The organism is Pseudomonas sp. FDAARGOS_380 (assembly GCF_002591235.1).
In the GTDB taxonomy this organism is placed as follows: domain Bacteria; phylum Pseudomonadota; class Gammaproteobacteria; order Pseudomonadales; family Pseudomonadaceae; genus Aquipseudomonas; species Aquipseudomonas salmasensis.
In genome coordinates, this window is the sequence record NZ_CP023969.1 from 4191189 (window position 1) to 4215704 (window position 24516).

Annotated in this window: 35 protein-coding genes and 1 tRNA gene; 22 read left to right on the forward strand and 14 right to left on the reverse strand. The window is 56.5% G+C overall.

Annotated features, from left to right (window positions below; translation table 11 throughout):
* Positions 1 to 20: 20 nt before the first annotated feature.
* The 4 genes from pheT to CRN80_RS19730 all read left to right on the forward strand — a co-directional run bounded on the left by pheT (position 21) and on the right by CRN80_RS19730 (position 3209).
* A complete protein-coding gene (gene pheT / locus CRN80_RS19715) occupies positions 21 to 2399 on the forward strand; it encodes a phenylalanine--tRNA ligase subunit beta (protein ID WP_098950859.1) in 2379 nt (792 codons plus the stop codon).
* Positions 2400 to 2402: 3 nt separating this feature from the next.
* Positions 2403 to 2705, forward strand: coding sequence for an integration host factor subunit alpha (gene ihfA / locus CRN80_RS19720; RefSeq protein WP_002553164.1), 303 nt, complete (start codon positions 2403 to 2405; stop codon positions 2703 to 2705).
* Positions 2686 to 3042 carry a MerR family transcriptional regulator gene (locus CRN80_RS19725; RefSeq protein WP_003174972.1) on the forward strand — a complete coding sequence of 119 codons (357 nt, stop codon included), beginning with the start codon at positions 2686 to 2688 and terminating at the stop codon, positions 3040 to 3042. The genes ihfA and CRN80_RS19725 overlap by 20 nt, the downstream gene beginning before the upstream one ends.
* A gap of 90 nt (positions 3043 to 3132) precedes the next feature.
* A tRNA-Pro gene (locus CRN80_RS19730) sits at positions 3133 to 3209 on the forward strand.
* 89 nt (positions 3210 to 3298) lie between these two features.
* Here CRN80_RS19730 and CRN80_RS19735 read toward each other — a convergent pair.
* Genes CRN80_RS19735 through CRN80_RS19745 form a run of 3 tightly spaced genes read right to left on the reverse strand, consistent with a single transcriptional unit; the run spans position 3299 to position 4844 of the window.
* Entirely contained in the window at positions 3299 to 4411 is a 1113-nt protein-coding gene (locus CRN80_RS19735) for a phage integrase Arm DNA-binding domain-containing protein (protein ID WP_034117609.1), read from the reverse strand.
* Positions 4411 to 4623, reverse strand: coding sequence for a hypothetical protein (locus CRN80_RS19740; RefSeq protein WP_034117610.1), 213 nt, complete (start codon positions 4621 to 4623; stop codon positions 4411 to 4413). Before CRN80_RS19740 ends, CRN80_RS19735 begins: the two co-directional genes overlap by 1 nt.
* Before the next feature lie 2 nt (positions 4624 to 4625).
* On the reverse strand, positions 4626 to 4844 hold the full coding sequence (locus CRN80_RS19745; RefSeq protein ID WP_034117611.1) for a hypothetical protein: 219 nt from the start codon (positions 4842 to 4844) through the stop codon (positions 4626 to 4628).
* Between the two features lie 173 nt (positions 4845 to 5017).
* Between CRN80_RS19745 and CRN80_RS19750 the strand changes: the two genes are divergently transcribed.
* Positions 5018 to 5209: a hypothetical protein gene (locus CRN80_RS19750; protein ID WP_235365421.1), complete on the forward strand. Its 192-nt coding sequence runs from the start codon at positions 5018 to 5020 to the stop codon at positions 5207 to 5209.
* A gap of 36 nt (positions 5210 to 5245) precedes the next feature.
* Here CRN80_RS19750 and CRN80_RS19755 read toward each other — a convergent pair whose 3' ends face one another.
* Genes CRN80_RS19755 through CRN80_RS19765 form a run of 3 tightly spaced genes read right to left on the reverse strand, consistent with a single transcriptional unit; the run spans position 5246 to position 6664 of the window.
* Positions 5246 to 5971 carry a hypothetical protein gene (locus tag CRN80_RS19755; RefSeq protein ID WP_034117612.1) on the reverse strand — a complete coding sequence of 242 codons (726 nt, stop codon included), beginning with the start codon at positions 5969 to 5971 and terminating at the stop codon, positions 5246 to 5248.
* The gene (locus CRN80_RS19760; RefSeq protein ID WP_034117613.1) at positions 5968 to 6213 is read right to left on the reverse strand and encodes a hypothetical protein; all 246 of its coding nucleotides are present in this window, start codon (positions 6211 to 6213) and stop codon (positions 5968 to 5970) included. Before CRN80_RS19760 ends, CRN80_RS19755 begins: the two co-directional genes overlap by 4 nt.
* Positions 6214 to 6262: 49 nt before the next feature.
* On the reverse strand, positions 6263 to 6664 hold the full coding sequence (locus CRN80_RS19765) for an HNH endonuclease (protein ID WP_034117614.1): 402 nt from the start codon (positions 6662 to 6664) through the stop codon (positions 6263 to 6265).
* A gap of 122 nt (positions 6665 to 6786) precedes the next feature.
* Here CRN80_RS19765 and CRN80_RS31795 point away from each other — a divergent pair, with 122 nt between their 5' ends.
* From CRN80_RS31795 to CRN80_RS19780, 3 genes are all read left to right on the forward strand, one after another.
* Positions 6787 to 7110, forward strand: a complete 324-nt coding sequence (locus CRN80_RS31795) for a hypothetical protein (protein ID WP_080752909.1) — start codon at positions 6787 to 6789, stop codon at positions 7108 to 7110.
* A gap of 109 nt (positions 7111 to 7219) precedes the next feature.
* Positions 7220 to 7438 carry a hypothetical protein gene (locus CRN80_RS19775; protein ID WP_034117615.1) on the forward strand — a complete coding sequence of 73 codons (219 nt, stop codon included), beginning with the start codon at positions 7220 to 7222 and terminating at the stop codon, positions 7436 to 7438.
* A gap of 102 nt (positions 7439 to 7540) precedes the next feature.
* Positions 7541 to 7774 carry a hypothetical protein gene (locus CRN80_RS19780; protein ID WP_034117915.1) on the forward strand — a complete coding sequence of 78 codons (234 nt, stop codon included), beginning with the start codon at positions 7541 to 7543 and terminating at the stop codon, positions 7772 to 7774.
* 21 nt (positions 7775 to 7795) lie between these two features.
* Here the strand turns inward: CRN80_RS19780 and CRN80_RS19785 are convergent, their stop codons facing one another.
* On the reverse strand, positions 7796 to 8575 hold the full coding sequence (locus CRN80_RS19785) for a DUF2786 domain-containing protein (protein ID WP_034117616.1): 780 nt from the start codon (positions 8573 to 8575) through the stop codon (positions 7796 to 7798).
* A gap of 79 nt (positions 8576 to 8654) precedes the next feature.
* Here CRN80_RS19785 and CRN80_RS19790 point away from each other — a divergent pair, with 79 nt between their 5' ends.
* Positions 8655 to 9317 (forward strand): hypothetical protein, encoded by a 663-nt coding sequence (locus CRN80_RS19790; protein WP_098950860.1) that lies wholly within the window; start codon positions 8655 to 8657, stop codon positions 9315 to 9317.
* A 179-nt stretch (positions 9318 to 9496) separates the two neighbouring features.
* Positions 9497 to 9730, forward strand: a complete 234-nt coding sequence (locus CRN80_RS19795; RefSeq protein WP_034117618.1) for a hypothetical protein — start codon at positions 9497 to 9499, stop codon at positions 9728 to 9730.
* 90 nt (positions 9731 to 9820) lie between these two features.
* Here the strand turns inward: CRN80_RS19795 and CRN80_RS19800 are convergent, their stop codons facing one another.
* The 5 genes from CRN80_RS19800 to CRN80_RS19820 form a co-directional block, all read right to left on the reverse strand.
* Positions 9821 to 10636 carry a DUF2303 family protein gene (locus tag CRN80_RS19800; RefSeq protein ID WP_034117619.1) on the reverse strand — a complete coding sequence of 272 codons (816 nt, stop codon included), beginning with the start codon at positions 10634 to 10636 and terminating at the stop codon, positions 9821 to 9823.
* Between the two features lie 43 nt (positions 10637 to 10679).
* Positions 10680 to 11027 carry a hypothetical protein gene (locus tag CRN80_RS19805; RefSeq protein ID WP_034117620.1) on the reverse strand — a complete coding sequence of 116 codons (348 nt, stop codon included), beginning with the start codon at positions 11025 to 11027 and terminating at the stop codon, positions 10680 to 10682.
* Positions 11028 to 11118: 91 nt separating this feature from the next.
* A complete protein-coding gene (locus CRN80_RS19810) occupies positions 11119 to 11433 on the reverse strand; it encodes a hypothetical protein (protein ID WP_034117621.1) in 315 nt (104 codons plus the stop codon).
* On the reverse strand, positions 11430 to 11711 hold the full coding sequence (locus CRN80_RS19815) for a hypothetical protein (protein WP_034117622.1): 282 nt from the start codon (positions 11709 to 11711) through the stop codon (positions 11430 to 11432). The genes CRN80_RS19810 and CRN80_RS19815 overlap by 4 nt, the downstream gene beginning before the upstream one ends.
* Positions 11712 to 12134: 423 nt before the next feature.
* Positions 12135 to 12518 (reverse strand): response regulator transcription factor, encoded by a 384-nt coding sequence (locus CRN80_RS19820; RefSeq protein ID WP_034117623.1) that lies wholly within the window; start codon positions 12516 to 12518, stop codon positions 12135 to 12137.
* A 330-nt stretch (positions 12519 to 12848) separates the two neighbouring features.
* Here CRN80_RS19820 and CRN80_RS19825 point away from each other — a divergent pair, with 330 nt between their 5' ends.
* Complete coding sequence (locus CRN80_RS19825) at positions 12849 to 13163, forward strand: DUF1654 domain-containing protein (RefSeq protein WP_034117624.1); 315 nt, start codon at positions 12849 to 12851, stop codon at positions 13161 to 13163.
* Positions 13164 to 13230: 67 nt separating this feature from the next.
* On the opposite strand, the gene CRN80_RS19830 is transcribed toward CRN80_RS19825, so the two are convergent.
* A complete protein-coding gene (locus tag CRN80_RS19830; protein ID WP_034117625.1) occupies positions 13231 to 14112 on the reverse strand; it encodes an XRE family transcriptional regulator in 882 nt (293 codons plus the stop codon).
* 104 nt (positions 14113 to 14216) lie between these two features.
* Between CRN80_RS19830 and CRN80_RS19835 the strand changes: the two genes are divergently transcribed.
* From CRN80_RS19835 to CRN80_RS19865, 7 genes are all read left to right on the forward strand, one after another.
* Positions 14217 to 14411: a Cro/CI family transcriptional regulator gene (locus CRN80_RS19835; RefSeq protein WP_034117916.1), complete on the forward strand. Its 195-nt coding sequence runs from the start codon at positions 14217 to 14219 to the stop codon at positions 14409 to 14411.
* Between the two features lie 145 nt (positions 14412 to 14556).
* Entirely contained in the window at positions 14557 to 14781 is a 225-nt protein-coding gene (locus CRN80_RS30860) for a hypothetical protein (RefSeq protein WP_138183547.1), read from the forward strand.
* Positions 14778 to 15488, forward strand: a complete 711-nt coding sequence (locus tag CRN80_RS19840; protein ID WP_080752911.1) for a helix-turn-helix domain-containing protein — start codon at positions 14778 to 14780, stop codon at positions 15486 to 15488. Before CRN80_RS30860 ends, CRN80_RS19840 begins: the two co-directional genes overlap by 4 nt.
* On the forward strand, positions 15481 to 16851 hold the full coding sequence (gene dnaB / locus CRN80_RS19845; RefSeq protein WP_034117626.1) for a replicative DNA helicase: 1371 nt from the start codon (positions 15481 to 15483) through the stop codon (positions 16849 to 16851). The genes CRN80_RS19840 and dnaB overlap by 8 nt, the downstream gene beginning before the upstream one ends.
* Positions 16851 to 17060 carry a hypothetical protein gene (locus CRN80_RS31800; protein WP_034117627.1) on the forward strand — a complete coding sequence of 70 codons (210 nt, stop codon included), beginning with the start codon at positions 16851 to 16853 and terminating at the stop codon, positions 17058 to 17060. The genes dnaB and CRN80_RS31800 overlap by 1 nt, the downstream gene beginning before the upstream one ends.
* On the forward strand, positions 17057 to 18385 hold the full coding sequence (locus CRN80_RS19855; protein ID WP_034117628.1) for a site-specific integrase: 1329 nt from the start codon (positions 17057 to 17059) through the stop codon (positions 18383 to 18385). The genes CRN80_RS31800 and CRN80_RS19855 overlap by 4 nt, the downstream gene beginning before the upstream one ends.
* A 296-nt stretch (positions 18386 to 18681) precedes the next feature.
* Entirely contained in the window at positions 18682 to 19071 is a 390-nt protein-coding gene (locus CRN80_RS19865) for an antiterminator Q family protein (RefSeq protein WP_178081026.1), read from the forward strand.
* A 67-nt stretch (positions 19072 to 19138) separates the two neighbouring features.
* Here CRN80_RS19865 and CRN80_RS19870 read toward each other — a convergent pair whose 3' ends face one another.
* The gene (locus tag CRN80_RS19870; RefSeq protein ID WP_034117630.1) at positions 19139 to 20449 is read right to left on the reverse strand and encodes a hypothetical protein; all 1311 of its coding nucleotides are present in this window, start codon (positions 20447 to 20449) and stop codon (positions 19139 to 19141) included.
* Between the two features lie 318 nt (positions 20450 to 20767).
* Between CRN80_RS19870 and CRN80_RS19875 the strand changes: the two genes are divergently transcribed.
* From CRN80_RS19875 to CRN80_RS31810, 4 genes are all read left to right on the forward strand, one after another.
* The gene (locus tag CRN80_RS19875; protein WP_034117631.1) at positions 20768 to 21112 is read left to right on the forward strand and encodes a phage holin family protein; all 345 of its coding nucleotides are present in this window, start codon (positions 20768 to 20770) and stop codon (positions 21110 to 21112) included.
* A gap of 23 nt (positions 21113 to 21135) precedes the next feature.
* Positions 21136 to 21873: a hypothetical protein gene (locus tag CRN80_RS19880; protein ID WP_034117632.1), complete on the forward strand. Its 738-nt coding sequence runs from the start codon at positions 21136 to 21138 to the stop codon at positions 21871 to 21873.
* Between the two features lie 194 nt (positions 21874 to 22067).
* Positions 22068 to 22619: a terminase small subunit gene (locus CRN80_RS19885; RefSeq protein ID WP_034117633.1), complete on the forward strand. Its 552-nt coding sequence runs from the start codon at positions 22068 to 22070 to the stop codon at positions 22617 to 22619.
* The gene (locus CRN80_RS31810) at positions 22582 to 24516 is read left to right on the forward strand and encodes a terminase gpA endonuclease subunit (RefSeq protein WP_178081027.1); all 1935 of its coding nucleotides are present in this window, start codon (positions 22582 to 22584) and stop codon (positions 24514 to 24516) included. The genes CRN80_RS19885 and CRN80_RS31810 overlap by 38 nt, the downstream gene beginning before the upstream one ends.

Sequence of the window (24516 nt, forward strand, 5' to 3'; positions counted from 1 at the left end):
CGAATCTTTAGGAGAGCAGGATGAAATTCAGTGAACAATGGCTGCGTGGCTGGGTAAGCCCGCAGGTAGATCGCGACGCGCTGGTTGCGCGTCTGTCGATGGCCGGCCTTGAGGTCGATAGCGTTACCCCGGCCGCCGGAGTTTTCAGCGGCGTGGTGGTGGGCGAGGTGTTGAGCACCGAGCAGCACCCGGATGCCGACAAATTGCGTGTGTGCCAGGTCAGCAACGGCTCGGAAACCTTTCAGGTCGTGTGCGGAGCGCCTAACGTGCGCCCGGGCCTGAAGATCCCGTTCGCCATGATCGGCGCCCAGTTGCCGGGCGACTTCAAGATCAAGAAGGCCAAGCTGCGTGGCGTTGAATCCAACGGCATGCTGTGCTCCCAGGCTGAGCTGCAAGTGGGTGAGGGCAATGATGGCTTGATGGAGCTGCCGGCCGACGCGCCAGTGGGTCAGGACATTCGTGTTTACCTGGAACTGGAAGACGCCAGCATCGAGGTCGACCTGACCCCCAACCGCGGCGACTGCCTGTCCCTGGCTGGCCTGGCCCGTGAAGTGGGCGCGCTGTACAACGCACCTGTCACCCGTCCAGTGGTCGCTGCCGTGCCAGCGGTACACGACGAAGTCCGCTCGATCGAGGTACTGGCGCCAAACGCTTGCCCGCGTTACCTGGGGCGTGTGATTCGTAATGTCGACCTGTCCAAGCCAACCCCGCTGTGGATGGTCGAGCGCCTGCGTCGTGCCGATGTACGCAGCATCGACGCCGCCGTCGACATCACCAACTACGTGATGCTGGAGCTCGGTCAGCCGTTGCACGCGTTCGATCTCGCCGAAATCAATGGCGGCATCCGCGTGCGCATGGCCGAAGAAGGCGAGAAGCTGGTGTTGCTCGATGGCCAGGAAGTCAGCCTGCGTGCCGACACCCTTGTCATCGCCGACCACGCTCGCGCCCTGGCAATCGCCGGCGTGATGGGTGGCGAGCACAGCGGTGTATCTGCGACCACTCGTGACGTATTCCTTGAAAGCGCGTTCTTCGACCAGATCGCAATCGCTGGCAAGGCCCGTTCCTACGGCCTGCACACCGATGCGTCGCACCGCTACGAGCGTGGCGTGGACTGGAAACTCGCCCGTGAAGCCATGGAGCGCGCCACCGGCCTGCTGCTGGAAATCACCGGTGGCGAAGCCGGCCCCATCACCGAAACCGTCAGCGAACAGTACCTGCCGTCGATTGCGCCGATCACCTTGCGTGCCAAAAGCGTTGAGCAGATGCTCGGCCTGGTCATTGAGCCGGCTGAAATCGAGCAACTGCTGTCTGCGCTCGGCCTGGGTATTTCTGCGGGTGGGGAAGGGCAGTGGCAGGTTGCAGTACCTAGCCATCGCTTCGACATCAGCCTGGAAGTCGACCTGATCGAAGAGCTGGCGCGCCTGTACGGCTACAACCGCCTGCCGGTTCGCTATCCGCAAGCACGCCTGGCACCGCAACCCAAGGCCGAAGCGCGTGCGCACCTGCCCGAACTGCGTCGTTTGCTGGTTGCCCGTGGTTACCAGGAAGCAGTGACCTATAGCTTCATTGATCCTAAACAGTTCGAACTGTTCAACCCTGGCGTTGAGCCGTTGCTGCTGGCCAACCCTATCTCCAACGATATGGCTGCCATGCGTTCTTCGCTTTGGCCGGGCCTGGTGAAGGCACTTTCCCACAACCTGAACCGCCAGCAAGACCGCGTGCGCCTGTTCGAAAGCGGCTTGCGTTTCGTCGGCCAGCTCGATGGCTTGAAGCAAGAGCCAATGCTGGCGGGTGTTGTCTGCGGCAGCCGTCTGCCGGAAGGCTGGGCGCAAGGCCGTGAGGTCGTGGACTTCTTCGACGTCAAGGCTGACGTGGAAGCGGTGCTGGGCTTTGCCGGTGCGCTGGACGCCTTTACGTTCGTACCGGGCAGCCACCCAGCCTTGCATCCAGGCCAGACAGCACGTATCGAGCGTGAAGGTCGCCTGGTGGGCTTCGTCGGCGCCATTCACCCGGAACTGTCGAAAACCTTGGGTCTGGACCGTCCAGTCTTCGTGTTTGAGCTAGTCTTGGCTGAAGTTGCGTCGGGCAAAATGCCTAAATTCAGCGAGTTGTCGCGCTTCCCTGAAGTGCGTCGCGACCTGGCCCTGATTGCCGACCGTGAAGTCGCCGCCACTGCAGTTCTGGATGTAATCCGTGAAAATGCAGGGGAATGGCTGACAGACCTCAGGCTATTTGACGTCTATCAGGGTAAAGGCATTGATCCGCATAGAAAAAGCCTTGCAGTTGGCTTGACCTGGCAGCATCCATCGCGCACTCTTAATGACGATGAGGTGAATACCACGACGCAAAATATCCTCACCTCGCTCGAACAAAGGTTGAACGCCACGTTAAGGAAGTGACGTATGGGGGCTTTGACGAAAGCTGAGATGGCGGAACGTCTGTACGAAGAGTTGGGTCTGAACAAGCGCGAGGCCAAGGAATTGGTCGAGCTGTTTTTTGAAGAGATCAGACACGCTCTGGAAGACAACGAACAGGTCAAATTGTCCGGTTTCGGCAATTTTGACCTGCGAGACAAACGCCAGCGGCCTGGCCGCAATCCAAAAACGGGAGAAGAAATCCCGATCACGGCTCGCCGTGTGGTCACCTTTCGTCCAGGGCAGAAGTTGAAGGCCCGAGTTGAGGCTTATGCTGGAACCAAGTCATAACGACGAGCTACCCGTCATCCCAGGCAAACGCTACTTCACCATTGGTGAAGTCAGCGAGCTGTGTGCGGTAAAACCGCACGTACTGCGCTATTGGGAGCAGGAGTTTCCTCAACTCAACCCCGTCAAACGCACCGGGAACCGTCGGTATTATCAGCGCCAGGACGTGCTGATGATCCGACAGATCCGCGCGTTGCTGTACGACCAGGGGTTCACCATCAGCGGCGCACGCCAGCGTATGTCCGGTGATGAAGCCAAAGACGACACCACCCAATACAAGCAACTGATCCGCCAGATGATCTCCGAATTGGAAGATGTACTGGTGGTGCTGAAAAAATGATTCAAGCTTTAAAAATACTTCCACATTTCAAAAGCTTGCGGTATATTCCGGTTCGCTTCGTTAAGAAGCAAACCCAGTAACACGCCTAGTCGGGGCGTAGCGCAGTCCGGTAGCGCACTAGCATGGGGTGCTAGGGGTCGAGTGTTCGAATCACTCCGTCCCGACCATTATTCCTGAGTAAAATCAGACACTTAAGCCGATCAGACAGATCGGCTTTTTTGTGCTTGCGCAAAACCCGCGCAAAACTTGCGCAAAACTACCCGGTGATTTCGCTGATATTCAGGTCCGGAATTGCCTCGGACCAGATGATTTCCTCATGGTCCCGCTGGTAGTTTTTGGTCATGCCCTCGCTCGCATGGCCTGCGATTTTCTGCCCATCCTTTCCGGCTTTCTTGTACAGGTGCAGCGACAGCGCTCGCACTTCATGGAAGCCTGGCATCTCTTCCTCCTTCCATCCCGCGTAACAGTTCGCCGCCTCTCTGGCCTCCTTGAATGCTCGCGTCAAATACCGCTCCTCAATCTTCGTCCAGTGGTCCTTCGTCTGTGCCTGCTTCTGTTTCAGGCGATCCGGCTTGCGGTGTACCAGGTATGGTGAAACCACATCATCGCGGCACCGGCTGATTACCGCCTGCAACTCTGGCGTTACCCTGAACCGAATCCAGGCCGCATCTGTTGCCTTGGCCGTTTTCTTCTGCACCACATACAGAAACCCTTCCCGAACCCCATCAAAACGCATGTCCAGGATGTCGGTCCGCCGTTGAGCGGTGATCAGCGCCAGGTCGATGGCGTTCTGTAGCCAGGCCGGCGACTTCTCCCTAATAGCCTTCAGGCCATCAACGGTGTGCCGCTTGCGCTGTTTCTTCTCGATCCGGTTGATGGTGCTGGCCGCTGGGTTGTCCGGGCACAGGCCCTTGGCTGCGGCGTGGTTGAAAATATCGGTCAACAGGGCCCGGCATTGGTTGGCCGAGCGCGGGGTGAGCCCATCCAGCTCGGTGGCGATCATGCGAATGGTGATCTGATCTACTGTCTTACCTTCAAACCACTTCCTGAACCGCCGAAAGTGAACCGCGTATAGGCCAAGAGTGCCTTTCGCAAGCTCCCTGGGCGGCAGAACCTCAGCTTCATATTTGTCGAGGAAACCCTCGAAGCTGTCAGACGGATTGGACATCACGGCGCCGACCAGGTCAGCGCCGCGCATGAACTCGAGGTTCAACTGCTTAGCTGCGTCGATGGCTTTCACCCGATCCGGGCCGAACGGGAAGAACTTCCCGTCGGTAGGGCGCCGGTAGCGATATGTCCCGCGCCGCGCGTCGAAGTACAGGTTCTGCGGAAGGCTCTTGTTCGCAGTGTTGCGCGGCCGTGGCGACATCATGCAGCTCCTTTCAATACCATTGCGACAAGGTCGTTACCATTGGACGAGTTGAACGCAGCCCAATCAACGTACCAGAGTTTCCCGATTTGCTCTCCCGGCACCATGCCGTTGCGGATGTGATTGCGAATTGCCTGAGGGCAGGGCGGTGTTCCGTTTTCACCCCAGCGGCGCCGCTGGAATTCGCTGATTTTGATGAGTTCCTTTCGCATAGCTACCTCCCGCCGGCCGTGGGCCGAGCTTTCTTGATGATGTGAATTGCCAGGCCGAAGCTGATCAGCAGCCAGGCGCATGTGCCGGCGAAGGCGTAGAGCAGTGCCTCGGTGGTGCCCGTGCCAACAAGGCCGGGCCCGGCCCAGAAGAACCAGCCGAGTGTTCCTACCAGGTACAGAAAAGCGCCCAGCAGTATCAGGGTGAGTTTCATAGCGAACATGGGGTGTCCTTGCCGCGCTGGTCGGCATATACGGGAATTGAGTGATAGCTTTCTGCCTATCTTTCAAACAGGTCCGAAGCGGTGTACAAAAGGGTTCAATTAAGTTCGTGATGAGGCAGGACGTGTCACACAACTTCGATGCTCCGATAGCGCACGCTTACCGGGGCCACGTAATGTTTCTCAAGTTTGTCTGGAACCGCCCGAATGACGAGGCCCCTATTGGTGCCAGGATCATTGAGCCGGCGCATATTGATGGTCTGGGGGAAGTTGCAGCAGAGTTGGAAGGCCCTTGGCCTGATTACCCGACTGCGCTGGATGATGCGATGGTTGCGGCCGAGCGTTGGATCGATAGCCAGCTGCCTTAAGTCGGCTTACCGGCAGGCATGTAGGGGGATTGGGGTTTACAGCGCCATTTCGGCCTGGGTTTCTCGCTGCCAGATCGGGGAACTGTTGTGCGACTCGATGCGATCGGCGATGACGTTGGCACGCTGGCCGGCGGTCGGTGGGGCGTACATGCCGAAGCGACTGATGCTTCCACCGTTTACCGCGGCGTTCGTGCTGTCGGCTGATGCGAAGGGCAGATGCTGGAATATCGCGGGGTCTAGCATCCTGAGGCCGTGGAGGCGACATGCTGGTCGGCCTTGGTCGTCGCAGATTGCATTCATAGCCGAGCCCATCCGCTTCCACCAGGCAGCTGTCCCCGGGTGTGCCCATTGCCCCGAACTGCCGATGGCCACTGTCGGCCAACTGGCGGCGAGGTGCTGCAGCCTCTCCAGCGACTCGTGAAGGTGCCAGACCGGCACACCGCGTAACTCTCTGGGCCAGGCTTCCACAAGCGCATCGTTGGATGCCTCGTCGCCGTCAATTACATCCGGGATGAGTGCCCAGTCGAAGCCTGGGTGTCGGTGCCACTGCTCAACCCAGGCGGTGTATCCGTCAACATCCAGCTTTCCGCCTTTCTTCCAGACCGAAAACGCGCCGTTGTCGAACACAAACGACTGACACACATCGGCAACAATGCCCATGTCGTCCTGGCGCGGGAATGGAACCAGGGCATGCCGGCCGGCAAGGAACCGGGCGCCATCCTGGCGAGTGCCGCCGACCGGCGTGCCGTGGTATGCAATCATCCGCTAAGCCTCACCGTTTCGATTTCGACTCCCTGGTGCGTGGCGATGATGGTCTGATCGCCGCCCAAGGATTCCGCCAGGCTGTCGGCAATCTGTTCATGCCAGCCTTTGGTGATCAGCGCTGTCGTCGCCTTGATGTTCTCGACGCGGATCATGGCGCTCGAGCGCAATTCCAGCCGGTAGAGGATCGTTTCGCCGTCGGAAGGGCAGACGGCTTCGAAGGTGTGTCGATAGGTATTCATGGCCTTGGCCCCTTGTAGATGAAGACGTAGGCGAACCAGAGGGTGGCGATCATGGCTGCTGCTCCTTTTCGAAGTGGAACACCACCGGCGCGCCGGTCTCGGCGATCAGGCCATATGCCTTGGCCAGGCGGTAGATTGGGGTGTAGTTGTTCAGCGACTCGACGTGTCTTGAGATCCAGCTGCGCCAACCTTCCAGCGTCTGACCGCCCTTGCTGATGTTGCAGGGCGCGCAGGCAGGCATCATGTTCTCCAGCACGTCATGCTCGGGTCGCAGTGGCTTGCCCGATACCAGCTTCCACGTGCCAGCGGCGGTCTGCTTGGACAGCAGCTCACGCACGACAGGTGCGAGGTGGTCGGCGTGCCATCGGTCACCCAGCAGCACCCCGCAGTAGGCGCAGTGCCCGCCGTACTTCAGGCGCACTTGCTCGCGCTCAGCTTTCTTCAGGCGCATAGGTATCCTTGCCGCTATAGCGGCTGAATTTGAAGGGGGAGGGGATAAGCAGAAATATATAAGTACATCGCACTCAAAGCCGCGAAATAGGCCCATACTCCGGCGCTTTGGGGGGCTCGGAAATGTTCACTCGCGGTAGAACCTTTTGGACTTGGGCAAATCCGCACCTTCATTGCCGAACCAAAGATGAGCGTCTTGCTGACGGCGCTCAGGTCAACGTTCAGGTGCGGACTTCGAGCACAGGCGCTGTGCAGCTGTTTCTTGGGTTATACGCTCCGAAAGGAATTATGATTTTTGAGGAGTCGTTTGACTCACGGCCTGGCCAAACTATGACGCAAGCGATGGAGTGGGGCATATCCAGAGCAAAAGAACTCTGGACTACCTCCAGGGAAGAAGCTCTGAATACGCGTAAGTTTTCAAAGCTCCCTCGGTCGATATCTGAGTAGTCTACGTGACCGCTCATCGCTCTATTTGAATGCGCACATGTAATTAGATGTCACTGCTTTGGTGGAAACATTCCGGGGCCTCCGGCAATACCCGCCGCAAGGCGAATTTATGAGCGGAATAGATGACTTCAGATTCAAATCTCACCAGCTCTTAATCGAACTCGACGCGGCCACCAGCAAAATGATGATGATGGTTTCCGCTAAGGAAGTAGTAGGGGCTGCCTGGGAAGCCGCAACTCTGCGCCATCACGATGCTTTCGAGGCTTGGAACTCTTTTCTTAACTCTCCTGAAAACCCTCTGGATGAATCTGTAAACCAGATTCACTAACGCTCGGCGAAGAATTGCTTTTCTGTCGGTATGGGGAGTCCTTGCCGGGCCATGCCCGGGGTGGAGTGCTACGATGACCCCTTCCTCTAAATGGGCTGGACCATGACCAAGCACGATATTTACGATGAGATCGAAGGCTTTCAGGTTTGGAACTACATGGAGTGCGACAAGGACGAGGAAGGCCGGGAGACCTGGCGTATCAACGTCGAGGTAAAGCGCGGTGGTGAAGTGGTGGTGCCGGTTGTTGCGGGTGACCGAACCTATGTTGACCGTGGCCTGGCGCAGGTTGCTGGGCGTGAAGTTGGTGCCAGGCTGATTGCTGGCGCAGGACTATAGGGCCACCGTGTGCATGTGAGTTCAAGCGAACACGGAAAGCGCGAGGGTATCCTCACCGCCGCGCGCGATGCCGGCGTGTAGGTCAACCTTGCTCCCGGCGAGCATCCCGGCGATCTGGGCGTTTAGATCCAGCTCAACCGCCTTGCCTTTCCTAGGCTTCCCGATTTCCTGGGTGGCGAGAAATTCGCTGATCAGTGCCTTGTCCTGCGCCTGAATCGCGACGAGGTCTTGGCCGGTGGCGGGGCTCCCGAGCGGATTATCTTCGCCTTGAGGCACAAGTGCTTTCAGCTTCGATTGAACCTCCCAGACCCACGCCAGTGCAAAGTGATCGCCGGCAGTCTCTGCCGAATACTGACTGCGATGAGCTCCAGACCTGACACCCGAGCAATACTTCATGCGCGCCTGAGTGAGCTTGGTGTGCAGTGCTTCATATGCGTACAGGGCGATGTTCTGGGCGGGAGAAACACCCACGAATGTTGCGCACTCAATGATTTGGCCTTTTGCGGAGCACCACGTCCGGCGCCGCAGGGTTGTGCAGTTGAATGCGTCTGCTACAGCGATGCTCAGCTGCTGATCCCACGCTGGTCGACGCTTGGTGCGGAACAGGGCTGACTCAAGCTCACCGACGTCGCTCAGCTTCACATCCATCTCGGTCAGCCGGTACTCGCGCATCAATGCCTGGGCCTGCCGGAGTGCCGTTGCAGCTTCGTTCTCGTTGGCGCTTTGAGCCAGTGCCAGGCAATGCTTGATCTTGCGGATCGCGCGCTCGAGCTTCTTTTCGTCGATCTGTTGTGCGGACATAGGGGATCCTCGCCGGCTGGCGTGAAATGTTGAAGTGTTGGATGATTACGTCGTCGGGATAATTCAGAGGAAGAAAGGCATGACTCAAAATCAGCAGCGCGTCATGGATCGATCTTTGGCGCTCTTATTATTTGCTGTAGTTTTTGTTGTGGTTTCGATCATTGTGGCGGTTGTCTTGTACAGGTATAGGTTTAGCGGAACCTTGGCAGTTACATCCGTAGAGTGGGCTAACTTCGGTGGGTACATTGGTGGGGTTTTTGGCCCGCTCGTTTCTTTTGTAACGCTTTTGGCGGTGTTGAAGACTGTATATATGCAAAGAGAGCTTCTGGATGTTCAGAAGCACGAGTTTAATCAGCTACTAAAATTTCAACGTCTTGATTCCTTGAAGCAAGACGAACAGCTAGCGCTCGCCAAGTCTGAAGCTAACAGGGCAAAAGTTTTGGCCTACCAGACTTCTATCCTTAATTTGATAGAGAGCTACAGTAACGAGTTTAGACTTGATGCAAATGAAATGTTCGCCGCCGCTGAAAAAGCTTCATCGGGGCAACTAAGCATTCTTGAAGGTATCAATGCTGAATCAAAATATAGACATCGCTGTGATAAGTCTAGAGAGGTAGTTGCAGCCTTGAAGCTTCTCGCACTCGATCTTTCAATTGCTGAGTTTTCGGATGTTAGCGAGGTTCGAGATAAATTCGCACCTCGATTAATGCAGATATTAAGTGACGGCGAAATCAAGGACTAGGCGATGAGGTTTTCGGGCTGCTCGGCCTTCGTGCTGGAAGACTTGAAGCCGAGGTGAGCCTGGGGCTAAAGATGATCGCCGATCTGGCCTAGTGGCGCGACCTGGCCTATCAAATGTCGAGCTAACTGGTACAGTTCGTTGATATGGGGTATTACGGGTGACCGGCATGGAGCCGGACTATGGAGATTCAGAAAATGGCAGTAGATATCGCAAAGATTAACGAGCAGGCCCTTGTCAGCGTGCTGGCAGCTGCTGAAGATTTGGGGTTAAACATCGGCAAGGTCTATGAGCGCGCCTGTGAGTTGACCGAGCAAGAAGGGAGCAAGGTTTTATTTCTTGATCCGCGCGACACCGGGGAGGTGGCTCTTGCGATCAGCCTTGCAACCGCCAGGGTCTCAGGCCTAGTGAAGTGAATGAAGCCGCTCAATGAGCGGCTTTTTTAATCCACGTGGGCAAAACAAAGGCGCCCGTGGGCGCCGTATGGTGTTGCGGGATGGGGTACGTTACTTCGGATCGAAAGCGCCCAGGGACAGCGCAGCGGCTTCGCCAATTTGGGCTTGAAGCACAGACTTGAATTCCTGGGCAACGTCTTCGCGCTGGACCTCTTCGCCAACCCAGCGCAGTTTCAGCACCGGCACCGAGCTGCTGGTGATGACGGACAGCCGCAGAGTGATCTGTTGCTCAGTCAGCCCCTCGTACGGGATGGTGCGGAATTGCAGGGCTACCGGCAGGGTTTCCTTACTGCGCGCCTCGATCTGGTCCATGGCGCTACGGCTGGCACTGGTATCACCCACGGTGGTTTCAGACTCGCTGGACGCCTTGATGGTGATGGTGCGTACAGCGGCAATGGCCTTGGCCACCGGGATGTCGTTGCCTGCCTCATCAACCGGCGTGAGGTACTGGTGCCAGTCTTCGATCCAGTCGCTCAGGTCTTTCTGGCTGATGCCGCGCCCGCCGATTTGCTGGGCGGCGGTGTAACCTGCGGTAGGCTTCAACTTGAGGACGGCGCGGTCATCGGCGTGACCGGGTACGCCGGTGGTGCCCAGGTTGAACAGCAGGACACAGCTCATTGCGTCTTGGTCAATGAAGCCGCGCGCGCCTGGTTCCGCGCGCTCAACAACATAGGCGCCGAAGTCAGCTAGCGAGTGAGTGCTGTACGTGCCACGGAATCGGCTACGGCCGGCCTGGAACTTCTCCAGGTCGATGATCTTGGCTTCTTCCGACAGGACCACGGTAGGGATCAGCGTATCAAGCTTCTTGCCGGCGGCGTCCAGGGCATTGGCGTTGATGAGCTGGAGTGCGTCTTTGGTGAGTGACATCGGTTAGTTCCTTGGATTGCGGAGGGAGGGTGAGCCGGGTACATCAGGTGCGCTTGGGAATCGGCGCGTCGTCGCGGGTGAAAAGCTGGTCATGCTTCTCGGCGAAGAGGGTCACGCGGCCACCGGTGCCCACGTGCATCGGTGTGTCGAGGCTGGTGTTCTCACTACGGGTGCCGCGTTTGGTTGGCACCTTGTAGTCGAGCTTGTGCTTGATCTTCACCTGGTGCGATTCGCCGATCTGGCTGAAATCCAGGGTGATCACCAGCTTCCCGGCCTTGCCATGGTCAACGACCCCCGCGGCTACTTCGGAGATGGCGTGACCGATTTGGCTGGCGAAGGCGCCACCGTTGAGCTCTTCCAAAAACTCGGTTGTATCTGTTGCTGTGGACATGGCTGTTTCTCCGGGATGGCCAAGAGGCCGCTGGGTGGTAGGCTGAATTGCGTTTGGCGAAGGCGTTGGCGAACCTGGTTGCTGATGCGCTTCATGGGGTGTCGGCGAACTGGAAGCCGTTCTCCTGGGCGATCAGCGTCACGCGCTTGATGTGCATGCCCAGGTTCTTTGCTGCAACGCTGGCCACGACGCCCTTGGCTGCTTCGGCGCGCACGGAAGGTGCAAGCTTGTCGCGTTCTTTGCGAAGGCGTTCGTGGTGTGCCGTGGTGCCGTTGTAGGGACCGTCAGCACCAACGCCGTTCGGGATGACCTGAGCTTTCTTGCCAGAGCCGAAGAACGCTTCCATCTGCTGGTTCAGGTTGTCGATGATCGAGCGCCGTGGATCCGCCATTGGTTCTCCGATCATTGCGCACCACCTGGCAGTGTCACCTTCACGCCGTCTGCACGCGCTTCAAGAACCTGGGCAAAGTTACTCGCCTCTTTCCAGGTCCAGCGAAAGCCCTTCACCTTTCGGGTTGCGAGCTCAACGATGTGATACGCCTTGCCGCGGGTGATGATCTGATAGCGGATCTTCTGCACTGGCTGCTCCTTGCCGATCAAGGTGTAGAAGTCTTCGGTGGCAATGCGGGAGCGAACATGCAGGGCCGCAACCCCGTCTACGCGCTGTTGAATTGATGCGTGCATGGTGGATACCTCAGTGGGTTGCGTTTATTCGTCAGCACCCTGACCGCCTGGTATGTACCGCTGGGCCCAGGGGAGGGTGCTGACGGATAAAGGCCAGTCGTAAAAAAGCCCAGTCGAAACCGGGCTTTCGTTCTGTCACAAACGCCTCCGTACGTGACAAGCCGGCAGAGCCCTTTGGGGCCGTGCAGGTATCTGAGCGTTTACATGGCTGCCAATCCTCCGTGCTGGGTGGGTTGAATGCAGGTGGGCGGTTATAGGCCGCGATTTAGTCCGCATCGGACTGCTCTCAGGCTTTCGGTGAAGGTTCTTCAACGATCTAAAGCCTGTCGTGAAAGGTGGAGAGCAGTCCGATGCGGCCTGGTGCTGGGGAGTACCAGGTGCTCGGGCAGTTAACGACAGGCTGTCGTGGCGCTGGTTGTTCGGTTAAGCGATGAGGCTCGGACGTTCGGATTGGCGCACCATCCGCACCTGGGCGGTACGGCGCTCAGGCGTTCGGCGATCACGGCGCATCGCGTCGTCACCGATCATTGCGTGCACGGCGATCAGGCTGGCCAGGACGAAGCACATGGGCGAGATAATCTGCCGGCGCATGGCCTCGGCCACCATCGCGGTCTGGCGAGTCACGCCGAGCTTGAACATGGCGCAGGAAAGCCGCTTCGCCACGGTGCATGCCGCTACACCGTGCAGCCTGGCTATTTCCTTTGCCGTCTTGCCCTGGGCAGCGGACAGCAAGTACTGAAGTTCTCGCGGCGCTAGACCACGGCCGAGGTGGCCCTTCCATGCGCCGTTAACGATTGTTGATTCCATCGTTGTGACTCCCGGTTGTTTTCCCGATGCACCCGGCAGGCCAGGTGCAGCAGTGAAAATTTCCGTGCTTGCAGCAAACCTTGCGTGCCGAATTACCGCGCACGGAAGCAGGCTGTGTTGCGTATTGTTCCCCGAACTCAAACGCCATCTGGCGTCGGGGTGCGTCTACAGGTTGTTAAAGAGCGGTTCGCAGAAGGCATATGTCGCTGCGTTGAGATAAGTTAACCATCGGTATAAATATTCGTCAATACCGATGGTTAATTTATTTTTCGTGGGCGTGGTATATCATCTCCGCATTACTGGATGTATATACAGTTTTTGGGGGTGGGAATGGCGAAGCGGAAGACGTCTGAAGCAAAGGAGCGGCAAGTAATACCGGCTGTTGAACGCCTATCGCTGCGCGTGGCCTCGATGATCAACTCACCGCGCGCGCAGGAGCGGTGTTCGGCGTTAATTCATCGACTTGATTCTGACCAGGACGCGGAGTGGGATGAGGTGATGAGTCAGATCGCTGAAACGGACGGTGTAGCAATGATCTTTCAGGATGATGGAGGGGTTTTGATAGAGTGGGACGCACCGAGTGATGATGACCTGGTGCTGGATGTAGGTGAGGTTGCGCCAGTTGAAGATGACGTTTTTTCCTGATCTTTTTATACAAAAAGCCCGGCTTTTGGCCGGGCTTCGTTGATCGCTTGCCAGCACCCCATAAACCTTAGGCCTTGCGCGCATTCCAGATCATCAGAACCTTTGCGTGAATTGTCACATCCTCAATCCTGGCTTCCTGGTCCTTATGTTTGGCATTGTCTGAGATCAACCAGAATCTCTCCGCATCCATGACCTGAACGCGTTTGATGTACAGGTGCTCATGCCACGTCAGAACATAGATACCATCGCCGGCGAACTCGTTGACTCCCTTATCGACGATGAGCGGGTCTTTGTCATTGATCGTTCCTTCCATACTTTGACCCCAGCCCGTGATCATCGCCAGGGAGTTGGGAGATGTGTAGGAGACGCCTTTCTCGCGCAGCACGTCCTCGCGGATGATCAGGTTTCTGATGACTTCGTTGTAATCAGCAGGAACTTGGCCGTGGCCCATTGCTGCGCGAACGTCGTATTGCCGAATGACTATTTCCTCGGGTCTAGCCTTCAGCCCCGAAAAGTCAGCATGAATCACCTTTCCTTGAGCCTCTCCGGCCGCAGCCAGCGCCGCAGCAGCAATTTTCTCCTGCGCGTCTGCATCAAGGTTTCTGCCTGCGTGCTTGCGGATCATCGCCATCACTTTCTCTGCGGCGCTTGACCCCGGCACAGCAACTTCTTTGGCCGGCATGCTCGTCAGGGCCGCTATTTCATTAGCAAGGCGAGGACTGAACGCAGAAACCGGCTCATCAAGCATGCGCGCGAGGACTGCTGCGAACTTGGAGTTCAGGGGGTTTATACCCTTGAAGTAGAGGTTCACTGCTGCAGGCGTCATTCCCGCTTCATCTGCGATTTTTTTCTGACTGAGCTTCAACTCATTCTTTTTTGAGAGGAATAGGTCGTGCGCGGCTGAGCACTCGGCGAGCAGCTCTGGTGGAAGGATTCGTTTCTTGGTCATCTCGCGAATGTATACCAATGGTTAAATAATAGAAGAAACCATCGGTATTGATTAAAAATTAACAGATGGTTAATATCGACCTCATCTACAACCGAGGCCTAATCATGAACGAAACCCCCCTCGACGACTTTGTTGCTGAAAAAGGGCAATCCGAGGCAGCCCGGCTTCTTCGCGTCACGGCCCCTGCAATCCATAAGGCACTTACAGCTAAACGGGACATCCGTGTGCTTGAGCTGCCTGATGGAAGTTTTCAAGCGAAAGAGCAGCGTCCGTTTCCATCTCAACGATCAGTAGTTTGATCGTTCGATGGCGCCATTTTCCGCCGTAGCGGGAAGGCCGGATAGAGGTTTTGGGTTAGCTGTTAATTCATACAGTGACCAAATCGCAGACATAAAAAAACCGCCTGGCAGGGCGGTTCCGTGAAGCTTTAGATCGAGGTGGATAATGACCAACAACACCCCCGCAGTCAATAGTACTGGCGATGTCGCGACACTACCCGGCGAGTCCGAAAAGGTGTCTCGACACGCGGTCACCAATCAATCCGCAGCGATGAATGCCGCCCTCATGATTAGCGGCCAGTACTCGCATGCATCCAAGTCTCAATTTCGCCGGGAATGCCTCGATTATTTGAAGGCGTCCCTAGCACCTGCCCAGGATGTTTCCGCATGAGCACCATAATCATGAGCCTGTGCTGGCCGTTGCAAGGCATGAGCGGCCCGCAGAAGGCTGTCCTGATATCGCTGGCTGACAACGCAAACGACGAGGGTGTTTGCTGGCCTTCGGTCGCTCGTATCGCTGAACGTACATGCCTTGCCGAAAGGACCGTTCAGGGCGCGATCAAGTGGTTAGGGCAAGCAAGCATCTTGTCCGTCCGTGAACGGATGGGACGCTCGACTATGTACACCCTCACCCCGGCAGCATATGCACCCCCGCAAGAAATGCACCCCGCACCAGATGCACCGCCACCCCCGCAGCTAACGACAAAAACCCCCGCAGCAGCTGCACCCAGAACCGTAATAGAACCATCAATTGAATCATCACCTCTTGTTGGCGGTGACCAACCAGCGAAAGTTGCGAAGCCGAAGTGCCCGTCTCAGGCAATTGTCGACCTGTTCAACAAAACGCTACCTGCACTCCCTCAGGTTGCGATGCTCACCAAAGACCGAGTGACCAAGATCGCGGCACGCTGGAACGAAAGTTCGGTTCATCAGGATTTAGATTTTTGGGCTGAGTTCTTTGCGCTGGTTGCTTCGAGTTCATTCCTGATGGGGGAGGGTGAGGGCCGGGACGGGGCTAAGCCTTTTCGGGCGACGTTCGACTGGTTGATCAAGCCGAGCAACTTCGTGAAGGTCGTGGAGGGAAATTACAATGCGTGACCCATACAGCCTCGAGGCCGAACACGGTGTACTGGGGGCAATGTTCCTGCGCCCTGAGCTGATCGATCTACTCAGTGCAGATCTGGCCGTCGACGATTTCTACTACGATGACAACGCCGCCATCTATCGCGGCATCTTGGACTTGCATGGCGCCGGCCAGCCGGTTGATATCGTGACTATCGGCGCTCGTGTCGGGGACCTGCCTTGCGGTTCTCCCGCCTTCGCGTACGCCGCCGATATCGCCCGTAACACGCCAAGCGTTGCGAACGCTGCGTCTTATGCCGGAACCGTTCGCGAGCGCAGCCTGGATAGATCACTGATCGCATTGAGCGTTCGGATCAACGATATCGCTTATGGCGACCAGTCCACCGTGGACAAGGTCGCAGCGGTGCAGGCCGAGGCCCAGGCGGTCGACAGTCAGTCGGCCACATCCGAAGTGATCAAGGCAGAGCACATCCTGGATGACTACATCGAGGTGCTTCAGGCCCGCGCCGACCGGGGCGACGAGATTGATGGGCTATCAACCGGCATTCCCGACTTAGACGAAAAACTGCAGGGTCTTAAGCCTGGCCAACTGATCATCATTGCGGGCCGTCCAGCCATGGGGAAAACCACCCTGGCCATGAACATCGCTTCCAACGCCGCCATTCGTGAGGGCAAGAGCGTGATGGCGTTCAGTCTCGAAATGGATAACACCGGCCTTATGGACCGCTTCATGGCGTCTGAAGGGCGCATACCGCTGCAACTGATCAAGAACGGCAAAGCCCCGCACAGCCATGGCGCCGAGCTGATGAGTGCCGCCAGCAAGCTCAAGCACTCCAGCCTGTACCTGTCGGACCGCGCATCGATGTCGATGAACCGGATGCGCGCCGCTGCCCGTCGTCACAAGCGCCGATACGGCCTGGACCTGATGGTGATCGATTACCTGCAGCTGGTGGACTCCGACTCACGCACGTTCAGCCGAGAGCAGGAAGTCAGCCACATGACCCGCACCGCGAAACTGATGGCTCGCGAACTGGGCATCCCGGTGATTCTGCTCAGCCAGCTCTCGCGTGAGTGCGAAAAACGCCCCAACAAGCGCCCAATGTGCTCTGACCTGCGCGAATCCGGCGCCATTGAGCAAGACGCCGACATCATCTTGTTCGTCTACCGCGACGAGGTTTACCACGAGCATTCCGAAGCGAAGGGCATTGCCGAAATCATCATTGGCAAGGGCCGTGACATCGCCGGTGGCACCGTGCGTGCTGCCTTCCTCGGGCAGTACAGCCGATTTGAACAACTGGCTGCTGGATGGGTTGAGCCGTCCAAGCCTGCAAAGGTCACCAGCATGGCTGACCGCTACAAACAAAAGGATCAATTCTAATGGCAGATCCCCGCCTTGCGGTTCCGAAGCCTGACCTGTACCGCTACGCGGTGTTTTGCTGTTCATCCAAGATAGACCTGGGGAGTGCGCCAGATCATGCGCTAGCGCTCTTTTTTGATAGGGCCATGGCAGTTCGATACGGCGGCCAGATGTGGCCGTCGACGTTTGAGGTTATCGACCTCCTTAATCCGGAGGAGGGCGCGTTTTGAACACCCAAATCAAAACCCTGACGGTGAAGCTGTCAGATGCCGAGATTGCCCGCAATGCCAAGCTTGAGCATGTACGTGATCTGCGGGACGCCGGCCACCCGGCGCTGCACTTCCGTTTCGCCAAGAATCGCACGCGCGGCTCCTGGTACCTGCTCAACAAGCGCAAATGGCATCGCATCGGCGGCTTTCCTGACCTGAACACCAAGCAGGTGATCGCGGCACTGCCAGCGGTGCGCTTGCGGGTTGCTGCCGACAGCGCGGCCAGTGTTTCAGGCTGGGTGACTGTGGGCGAGCTGCTCGATTGGTTCGCTGAGCGTATGGCCAAGTCGCGCGCGCTTTCGGACAAGCGCCGAGCCGCGATCAAGTCTGCGATCAGCTGCCAGCTCAAGCCGCGCCTGGATGATTTACTGATCAGCGACGTAAACGCCCAGACCTTGGACAAGCTGCTGATGTGGCCGGCCCAGGCGCAACTGTCGCTGTCGTATGTACAGCAGCTGTTCCGCCTTGTCGCCATGGCCTTCCGTCAGGCGCGCAAGCTCGACCTGATCCCCGTTAATCCCTTGGCAGAACTCAAATTCAGTCAGTTCACAACGGCGTGCATCCAGCCCAAGCCGGCCCGCCTGCGCGATGTTCAGCTGCCCGATCTGGTGAGGTTGCTGGCCGACCGTTTCGACAGCGCACCAGGTGACGCCGTGCTGGCCTTGATGATGCTGTGCCACGGCACCCGCATCGGCGAAACCCGCCAGGCGCGGTGGGCTGACATTGCACTGCCAGAACGCGAGTGGTTCCTGCCTGCCGAACACACCAAGACCAAGACCGAGCTGCGTGTGCCACTGACCGACCAAGTGTGCGCGTTGCTGCGCCGCTACCGTGACCGCCAGACCGCCCAGGGATACGAAGGGGCCTTCCTGTTCCCGTCACGCCGTGGCAACCCGCTCAGCGACAACCAGGCAAGCGCTGTATTCACACGGCTAGGGCAGGGCGCATGGACCAGTCACGACCTGCGCAAGGTGGCCCGCACTGCCTGGACTGACCTTGGCGTCGACGGGCACATCGGCGAGATGCTGCTCAACCACTCCCTGGGCAAGATCGCCTCTACCTACATCAACACCCAGGCCAAAGAGCAGCGCCGCCTGGCCTTGGTGAAGTGGCACAACTGGTTAGATGAGCGTGGTTTCAAGGCGATTCACGCGCAGACAGGCGTTAGATATGAAGATTCGCAAAACCTCGTAGACGCCTTGAACGGCGGGGCCTGCGAGGCAGAACCACAATTTGTTAAGGGCGAGGTTTTAAAACGTGCAGAAACGACAGGGGCCTGGCTTTAAGCGGGAGCGGATCGAGCTTGAACCTTGCTCGATCTGCAAGGGTAGGGCGGTAGTGGCGGGGGTGTTTTATGAGCTGGTTTGCACGGATTGCAACGGCTCAGGTTGGGTTGTTCACGGGACCAAGTTGGTGCTTTCTGTCGATGAGTTGGTAATCCAGTTGAGCTTCAAATTGCAGCAGGCACAGCGCGAAATTTTGGCATTAAAGACTCCTCCAACAGCGATAGGGCCACAGAGCCAATACGAGCAACCAAACCGCCTGGGAGCAGGCGGAACAAATTACACAGGGGATTGAGAGCATGATGATTCGTAAGCCGGCTGGCCGGCCATTGGGGGATACTGAATACCTGCTTGAGCAGTGGGGCTGGTGGCGGATGGACGGGGCTGGGGTGCCAGGTTACACATCGCCTACGCTCGCGCTGATGCGTCAGGCGACCGCTTATCCATCATCGAGCAAGGGCTATTGCATTACTGACGAATGGGCGACGGCTATTGATGGTGCGGTTGCGAGACTAGCCCATCGCGATCAGCAGATGGGAGACGTGATCTGGCTGTACTTTGGTGCTAAATGGCCCATGTTGCGAGTAGGAAAGCATTATGGGTTAAGTGAGGGAAAAGCTAGGGAACTAGTGCGTGCAGGAGTAGCTTGGATCGACTGCGTTGTTTGCCCGATGTATAGCGTTGCATGACTTGTTAATTGTATATCTGCCGAGCTGGCGTCGGCAGATGTTTGATACTTACCGTAAATATTTTTTATTAATAACCGGCAAGATCTGGGTAAGCAAATAGTCTGCCTGATCGAGCGTCATCTAACCATTTGAATGCGCCTTCAAGTCCGTAGGTGCCAATGATGCTTTCCGCTAACTCTGTGTGCTGCAGAGAAAATAGAGATATCAAAAGGTTGTCAATGGCATTACTTTTGCTGAATATGTGCATGAAGTCATCTTTTAAATCACTACCGTAAGCCAAGTTGGCATTGGCTTGAGCGAGATGGATGTCGTAGAGTCTGTCATAGTATTCAACAAATTCTCTGTCACGTGCGAAGTAAAATAAAGTTTCAAGCCCCGCCAAATACTCTGCGTTGACTTCAGTAATAAAGATATCCCATATTTTGTTTTGTGGGCCGCCTCTCGCTAGCAGGCTAGCTAGCAAGCTTTCTTTGTCAAATATTATTTCAGTATATGGTTTGTCCAGATCCTTTCGGAAGTCTGGATTCTCCTTGAACCACTCATCAATAAATTGAAAAAGTTTTTTTTCTGAAATACCTTTTAGTGGGAGCGGGGAATTTATCATTGGGGCGAGATTATAATGGGTTTTTATGATATCCACGACTTTTGAGAAGTCTCTACTCCCAAGCCCATACTCTGCCTTGATACGATCCTTTAATAAAGTGAATTCCTCATCTCTCCATTTCTCGATGCGTGGTAGCTCTTTTGCAATTCTAAAAATTTCCAGTCGAGATAGTTTTTCTGTAAAGGAACCTTGGTTGTACTCTGATCGCAACCAGTTATTGAGTTTGTGAAGTGATTCTAGATTTTTTTCGAGATCGTTAAATTTCTTTTTCAGGAGAATGAAATTTATAACGGATACTTCTGTTAAGTGTTTTTGAGAGTCATTACTAAATGGGTAGCGAAATGTTTGCCCGGTTGGATCAACTTCTGCAATATCTAAAATTGTTGCTTCTACTTTTAGGTTTGCCGCTATATATCTTTTGTCGATATTCTCCGATTGTGTTTTAAAAAAACTCCAAATTATGTTGATGTCGTGTGAGCTGGAGGAGTTGAAGTGAAGATTGATTTTTTTGAGTTTGGCAATTTCGATTATTTCATCAATGGCGCCTTTTAGTCTTAATTCAACTGAATGGCGCATATTGAAGCAGACTGGGTAAACAAATTCGTCGACACTGAAGTGACTGCTTCGATCATTGATAACCAGGTCTATCAGAATGTTTGCCGCTTTTGAGAAACCCTCTGAGTATTCAACGTAACTAGGTTGACCGTTGTTACCAACACAGGCGTTCGCCCATGTGGGTTCTGCTCCACGAAAGGTTGGGTTTTTGTTATTCATCAGCCTGGAAATTTCCTTTTTGGGGGTCTGAGTCTAGGTATTCATGCCATTCTATGGCTGGTTGTGGGGAGCGCACATCCTCGGTGACCATAAATGAGAAAAAAAGCTTTTCCGCGCGGAATACGTCTGTTTTCATTGCAGCGTGAACTGCTGTGAACGCAGCGAGACGCTTTCAAAAACCCGGCCATCGAGCCGGGTTTTTTTATTCCAATTTCAGGCCCCGCACAGCGCGGGGCTTGTTTGTTTTCGGCCCCACGCCTGTCTCCTTGCTTAAAGCGGATGCCAGTGACGTGGAGGTCGACCTTTTGAGGACTCAAGATGAACTCCGAGCATCAGGCACTGACCGATGTACCTCTGTGGTTGTTGGTTCTGCTGAGCCTCGCCGGTTTGTCGGGAGAAATGCTTCGCGCATCAGGCAGTGACCTAGGCCTTCGCCAAATCCTTCAGCGAGTGGCACTGCGCTTTCTAGCTTCTGGACTGTTGGGTATGGCCACGTTGCTGCTCGCAATGGCCCTTTGGAACAACCTCTACCTGGCCGCCGGCTTGGGCATCGTAATCGCGGTGATAGGTGCAGACGTTGCAGGTGGCCTGTATACGCAATTCTTGGCGCGCAAGGCTGGCGTTAGCGCCCCGGCTTCAGGCCGTATCACCAACGGTCAGTAGATCGGCAGAGCAGGAGAGGGACGATGTTCAAGGTCGACATGTCGCTGGACGCGTTCCCCGTTTCTGCGGGCATGCGCGAGCTGGAGAAGAAGCACATCCCATTTGTGATGGCACGCACCGCGACCTTACTGGCACAACGGGTCAAGAAGGGCACCATCACTGTGATGCAGAAACGCCTGGACCGGCCCACCCCGACCACGCTGAACAGCCTGTTCGTAAAAATGGCCACCAAGGCGCGAGCCGCTGAGGTCTACTTCAAAGACTCATGGGCGTCGGGCATTCCTGCTGACACTTACCTACAGCAGGCGGTGAGTGGTGGCCTGCGGCCTCACAAGCGTTTCGAGAAATCGTTGATAGCGCGCGGCATCATGCGCAGTGACCAATTTGCCGTACCCACCACGGCCTTTATGAATCAGTACGGCAACGTGTCACGCGGCACTATGATGAAGATCCTATCAGGCCTGGGTGCTGCTGAATCGACGCGGGGCTATCAGGCAAACGCCAGTGGCAGTGCCAGAAGTCGACGTAAGGGCAACGCCCATCGCTTCTTCTCGGGTGATGTCGACGGCACGAAGGGTGTGTGGGAGCGCAAGTCGATGGGCATGGGCGATGCGGTACGGCCGGTATTTATCTTCAGCGATTCAGCGCCCAGGTATCGAACCATTTTCCCGTTCTTCAAGATCGGGCAGAACATTGTCAACGCGAACTATCAGGCTGACGCAGCGACCGCCTGGGCTGAAGCGATGGCTTCGGCTCGTTGATGGCTGTAGTCGACGGGAAGTCAGAGAAAAGGTGAAAAAAAGTGGCCTTTTCTTCGATTTAATCCCCTTTTTCCCTTGACAGGTAGGCTGGGACGAAAAGCCAAAGGTACTCCCGGACCCCCACCCCTCATGGGGGTAATTCGGGCCCCGCCCATTCGCTACGTGTGACCCTTTTTCAGAGGTTGGTTGTTGTTATGTCTTCGAAGATCACCACGATCACGCGACAGCCTGGCTGGTTGAACAAGAAGAACATGGCAGACAGCCTCGGTATTTCGGTGCAGGCCTTTGATAAATGGGACGTACCGGCCATCGCGAAGATCGGCCGAGAGTCGTTTTATGACGTTCGGTCGGTGGTGGATAACCGGCTGCAACACCAAACCGGCAAGCAACAACCTGGCGCGTTAGAGGTCGATCCACTCATTGGTTACAAGATTGATTGTGAGCGACTTCGGTTGACCCGTGAACAAGCCGACGCCCAGGCACGCAAAAACAAGGTCGGGGATAAGGAGCTGGTTCCTGTCGGATTCATGATCTTTGCCCTGGCCAGCCTGTCCGCGCAGTTGGCCTCAACCCTCAACACTGTTCATAAAAACGTGAAGCGCAAACATCCCGATATCAACGTGCGCCACTTGGAGGCTGTTGAAACGGAAATTGCCGTTACGCGTAACGCGGCTGCCGGGTTGGCTGATCGCATACCGGAGCTTTTGGATGAGTACCTCGCCACCCTGGATCAAGAGTCTGGTTGAGGCGGTCCGGCGCGGGTTGAAAACCCTTGAAGTCGATCCGCCCATGACGGCAGTGGAGTGGGCTGACGAATATTTCTACATGTCCTCAGAGTCGTCCTACGGAGAGGGCAAATGGACGACTGAGTTTTTCCAGGTCGCGTTGCTGAACGCTATGGGTAACGACCTGATACATGAGCTTAATCTGCCGAAATCGGCGCGCATCGGTTACACCAAGATGCTGATGGCGAACATCGCCTACAAGATCAAGCACAAGAAACGCAGCGTTTGCATGTGGAGCCCGACCGACGACGATGCCAAGGGCATCATGAAAAAGCACGTCGACCCCATGATTCGCGATGTACCAGTAATCAAGGCCATGGCGCCTTGGTTCGGTAAAAAGCACAAGGACAACACTGAAGACCAAAAGACCTTCGAAAACCGCAAGGTGTTGTGGTGGTTGGGCGGCAAGGCGGCGGGCAACTACCGGGAGAAAAGCCCGGACGAAGTGGGCTACGACGAGCTGTCGAGCTTCGATGCGGACATTAACAACGAGGGTTCGCCCACCTTCTTGGGGGATAAGCGTCTAGAGGGCGCGACCTTTCCTAAGTCTATTCGTGGCTCAACGCCCAAGCTTGCGGGCAGCTGCCAGATTACGCGAGCGGCCGAGGAATCAGCCTACCTGCTGCGCTTTCACATCCAGTGCCCGCACTGCCGCACTGAGCAAACGCTGAAGTGGGGCGGCAAGGGTGAGGCGTTTGGGCTCAAGTGGTCCAAGGATGCCCTGGGCGAAGTTGATAAGGCTTGGTATCTCTGCGAGTCCGGCAATGGCTGCGCGTTTGAGCATTACCAGATGGTCGAGGCGTCACGCACCGGCCGCTATATCTGCGAGAAAACCGGCGTCTGGACCCGCGACAGCATGGAGTGGTTCGGGGCGGATGATAAGCCTATCCGCACACCGCGCCGCCTGACGTTCCATATCTGGACGATTTATTCAACGTTCACCACTTGGGTGAAGATCGCAGACGAGCGCGTCAAGGCCGGTAAGGACCGGGGCAAGCTCAAGACCTTTGTAAACACCACACTGGGCGAGCCGTGGGAAGAAGACCTGACCGAGAAAGTCGACTGGGAGTTGCTGCGCGAACGCCGCGAGGTATATGCGGCCCAGGTTCCCGCTCGTTGCGCAGCTCTGATGGGTGGCATTGACACTCAGGATGACCGCTACGAGCTTCGGGTAAACGATGCCGCCAAGGCACTGTTGTTGGCATACGCCCAGGGCGGCGACCTTGACCAGCTGGCCGCGAACGTCAATGTTCATCGTCTGGTAATTCAGGCCGAGGATCAGGCGACTTTTCCTCCGTCGCCGAAAGTCATGGAGTCCCATGACGCGCTGCGCGAGCGCGCACAGGCGGCTTTCGAAGGGCTTACCACGGCCGGTCCGCGTAACAGTTACATCCAGCATGCGCGTAGCGCCTCGGCGCTGGTGGGAGACGCTACGGCCGAAAGCCCCGCGCCGGCGGTGGTGGTGGTCACTGTGCAGCACCTGAATGGTGACGGCACGGCTGATCAGGCGTTACTCAAGCAAGTGGAGGCCTACCTAAGCCAAGACAACATCCTGCCGGTGGCGGACAGAATCTTTGTGCAAGGCGCCGAGGTAATCAATTACCGCATTGACGCGATTCTGCACATGGAGGGCACCGGTTCCGAGAACGAGAGCCTGCTGATTGAGGCGAAGCGGCGCCTGAACGCTTGGGTCAACCCTCGGCGCCGGCTGGGTGTTGAAGTGGCGCGCTCGGGGATCGACGCCCAGTTGCATATCAATGGTGTCAGACGCGTGGAGCTGCCGGGCTGGTCGGATATACGGCCCACCAAGGCCCAGGCGGCTTACTGCACGGACGTTACCGTGAAGTTGGGGGACTGA

Bases quoted from the DNA above. Each gene is read 5' to 3' on its own strand.
- pheT (WP_098950859.1), top strand. From the start codon at position 21: ATGAAATTCAGTGAACAATGGCTGCGTGGCTGGGTAAGCCCGCAGGTA.
- ihfA (WP_002553164.1), top strand. From the start codon at position 2,403: ATGGGGGCTTTGACGAAAGCTGAGATGGCGGAACGTCTGTACGAAGAG.
- CRN80_RS19725 (WP_003174972.1), top strand. From the start codon at position 2,686: ATGCTGGAACCAAGTCATAACGACGAGCTACCCGTCATCCCAGGCAAA.
- CRN80_RS19735 (WP_034117609.1), bottom strand. From the start codon at position 4,411: ATGTCGCCACGGCCGCGCAACACTGCGAACAAGAGCCTTCCGCAGAAC.
- CRN80_RS19740 (WP_034117610.1), bottom strand. From the start codon at position 4,623: ATGCGAAAGGAACTCATCAAAATCAGCGAATTCCAGCGGCGCCGCTGG.
- CRN80_RS19745 (WP_034117611.1), bottom strand. From the start codon at position 4,844: ATGTTCGCTATGAAACTCACCCTGATACTGCTGGGCGCTTTTCTGTAC.
- CRN80_RS19750 (WP_235365421.1), top strand. From the start codon at position 5,018: ATGTTTCTCAAGTTTGTCTGGAACCGCCCGAATGACGAGGCCCCTATT.
- CRN80_RS19755 (WP_034117612.1), bottom strand. From the start codon at position 5,971: ATGATTGCATACCACGGCACGCCGGTCGGCGGCACTCGCCAGGATGGC.
- CRN80_RS19760 (WP_034117613.1), bottom strand. From the start codon at position 6,213: ATGAATACCTATCGACACACCTTCGAAGCCGTCTGCCCTTCCGACGGC.
- CRN80_RS19765 (WP_034117614.1), bottom strand. From the start codon at position 6,664: ATGCGCCTGAAGAAAGCTGAGCGCGAGCAAGTGCGCCTGAAGTACGGC.
- CRN80_RS31795 (WP_080752909.1), top strand. From the start codon at position 6,787: ATGTTCACTCGCGGTAGAACCTTTTGGACTTGGGCAAATCCGCACCTT.
- CRN80_RS19775 (WP_034117615.1), top strand. From the start codon at position 7,220: ATGAGCGGAATAGATGACTTCAGATTCAAATCTCACCAGCTCTTAATC.
- CRN80_RS19780 (WP_034117915.1), top strand. From the start codon at position 7,541: ATGACCAAGCACGATATTTACGATGAGATCGAAGGCTTTCAGGTTTGG.
- CRN80_RS19785 (WP_034117616.1), bottom strand. From the start codon at position 8,575: ATGTCCGCACAACAGATCGACGAAAAGAAGCTCGAGCGCGCGATCCGC.
- CRN80_RS19790 (WP_098950860.1), top strand. From the start codon at position 8,655: ATGACTCAAAATCAGCAGCGCGTCATGGATCGATCTTTGGCGCTCTTA.
- CRN80_RS19795 (WP_034117618.1), top strand. From the start codon at position 9,497: ATGGAGATTCAGAAAATGGCAGTAGATATCGCAAAGATTAACGAGCAG.
- CRN80_RS19800 (WP_034117619.1), bottom strand. From the start codon at position 10,636: ATGTCACTCACCAAAGACGCACTCCAGCTCATCAACGCCAATGCCCTG.
- CRN80_RS19805 (WP_034117620.1), bottom strand. From the start codon at position 11,027: ATGTCCACAGCAACAGATACAACCGAGTTTTTGGAAGAGCTCAACGGT.
- CRN80_RS19810 (WP_034117621.1), bottom strand. From the start codon at position 11,433: ATGATCGGAGAACCAATGGCGGATCCACGGCGCTCGATCATCGACAAC.
- CRN80_RS19815 (WP_034117622.1), bottom strand. From the start codon at position 11,711: ATGCACGCATCAATTCAACAGCGCGTAGACGGGGTTGCGGCCCTGCAT.
- CRN80_RS19820 (WP_034117623.1), bottom strand. From the start codon at position 12,518: ATGGAATCAACAATCGTTAACGGCGCATGGAAGGGCCACCTCGGCCGT.
- CRN80_RS19825 (WP_034117624.1), top strand. From the start codon at position 12,849: ATGGCGAAGCGGAAGACGTCTGAAGCAAAGGAGCGGCAAGTAATACCG.
- CRN80_RS19830 (WP_034117625.1), bottom strand. From the start codon at position 14,112: ATGACCAAGAAACGAATCCTTCCACCAGAGCTGCTCGCCGAGTGCTCA.
- CRN80_RS19835 (WP_034117916.1), top strand. From the start codon at position 14,217: ATGAACGAAACCCCCCTCGACGACTTTGTTGCTGAAAAAGGGCAATCC.
- CRN80_RS30860 (WP_138183547.1), top strand. From the start codon at position 14,557: ATGACCAACAACACCCCCGCAGTCAATAGTACTGGCGATGTCGCGACA.
- CRN80_RS19840 (WP_080752911.1), top strand. From the start codon at position 14,778: ATGAGCACCATAATCATGAGCCTGTGCTGGCCGTTGCAAGGCATGAGC.
- dnaB (WP_034117626.1), top strand. From the start codon at position 15,481: ATGCGTGACCCATACAGCCTCGAGGCCGAACACGGTGTACTGGGGGCA.
- CRN80_RS31800 (WP_034117627.1), top strand. From the start codon at position 16,851: ATGGCAGATCCCCGCCTTGCGGTTCCGAAGCCTGACCTGTACCGCTAC.
- CRN80_RS19865 (WP_178081026.1), top strand. From the start codon at position 18,682: ATGATGATTCGTAAGCCGGCTGGCCGGCCATTGGGGGATACTGAATAC.
- CRN80_RS19870 (WP_034117630.1), bottom strand. From the start codon at position 20,449: ATGAATAACAAAAACCCAACCTTTCGTGGAGCAGAACCCACATGGGCG.
- CRN80_RS19875 (WP_034117631.1), top strand. From the start codon at position 20,768: ATGAACTCCGAGCATCAGGCACTGACCGATGTACCTCTGTGGTTGTTG.
- CRN80_RS19880 (WP_034117632.1), top strand. From the start codon at position 21,136: ATGTTCAAGGTCGACATGTCGCTGGACGCGTTCCCCGTTTCTGCGGGC.
- CRN80_RS19885 (WP_034117633.1), top strand. From the start codon at position 22,068: ATGTCTTCGAAGATCACCACGATCACGCGACAGCCTGGCTGGTTGAAC.
- CRN80_RS31810 (WP_178081027.1), top strand. From the start codon at position 22,582: ATGAGTACCTCGCCACCCTGGATCAAGAGTCTGGTTGAGGCGGTCCGG.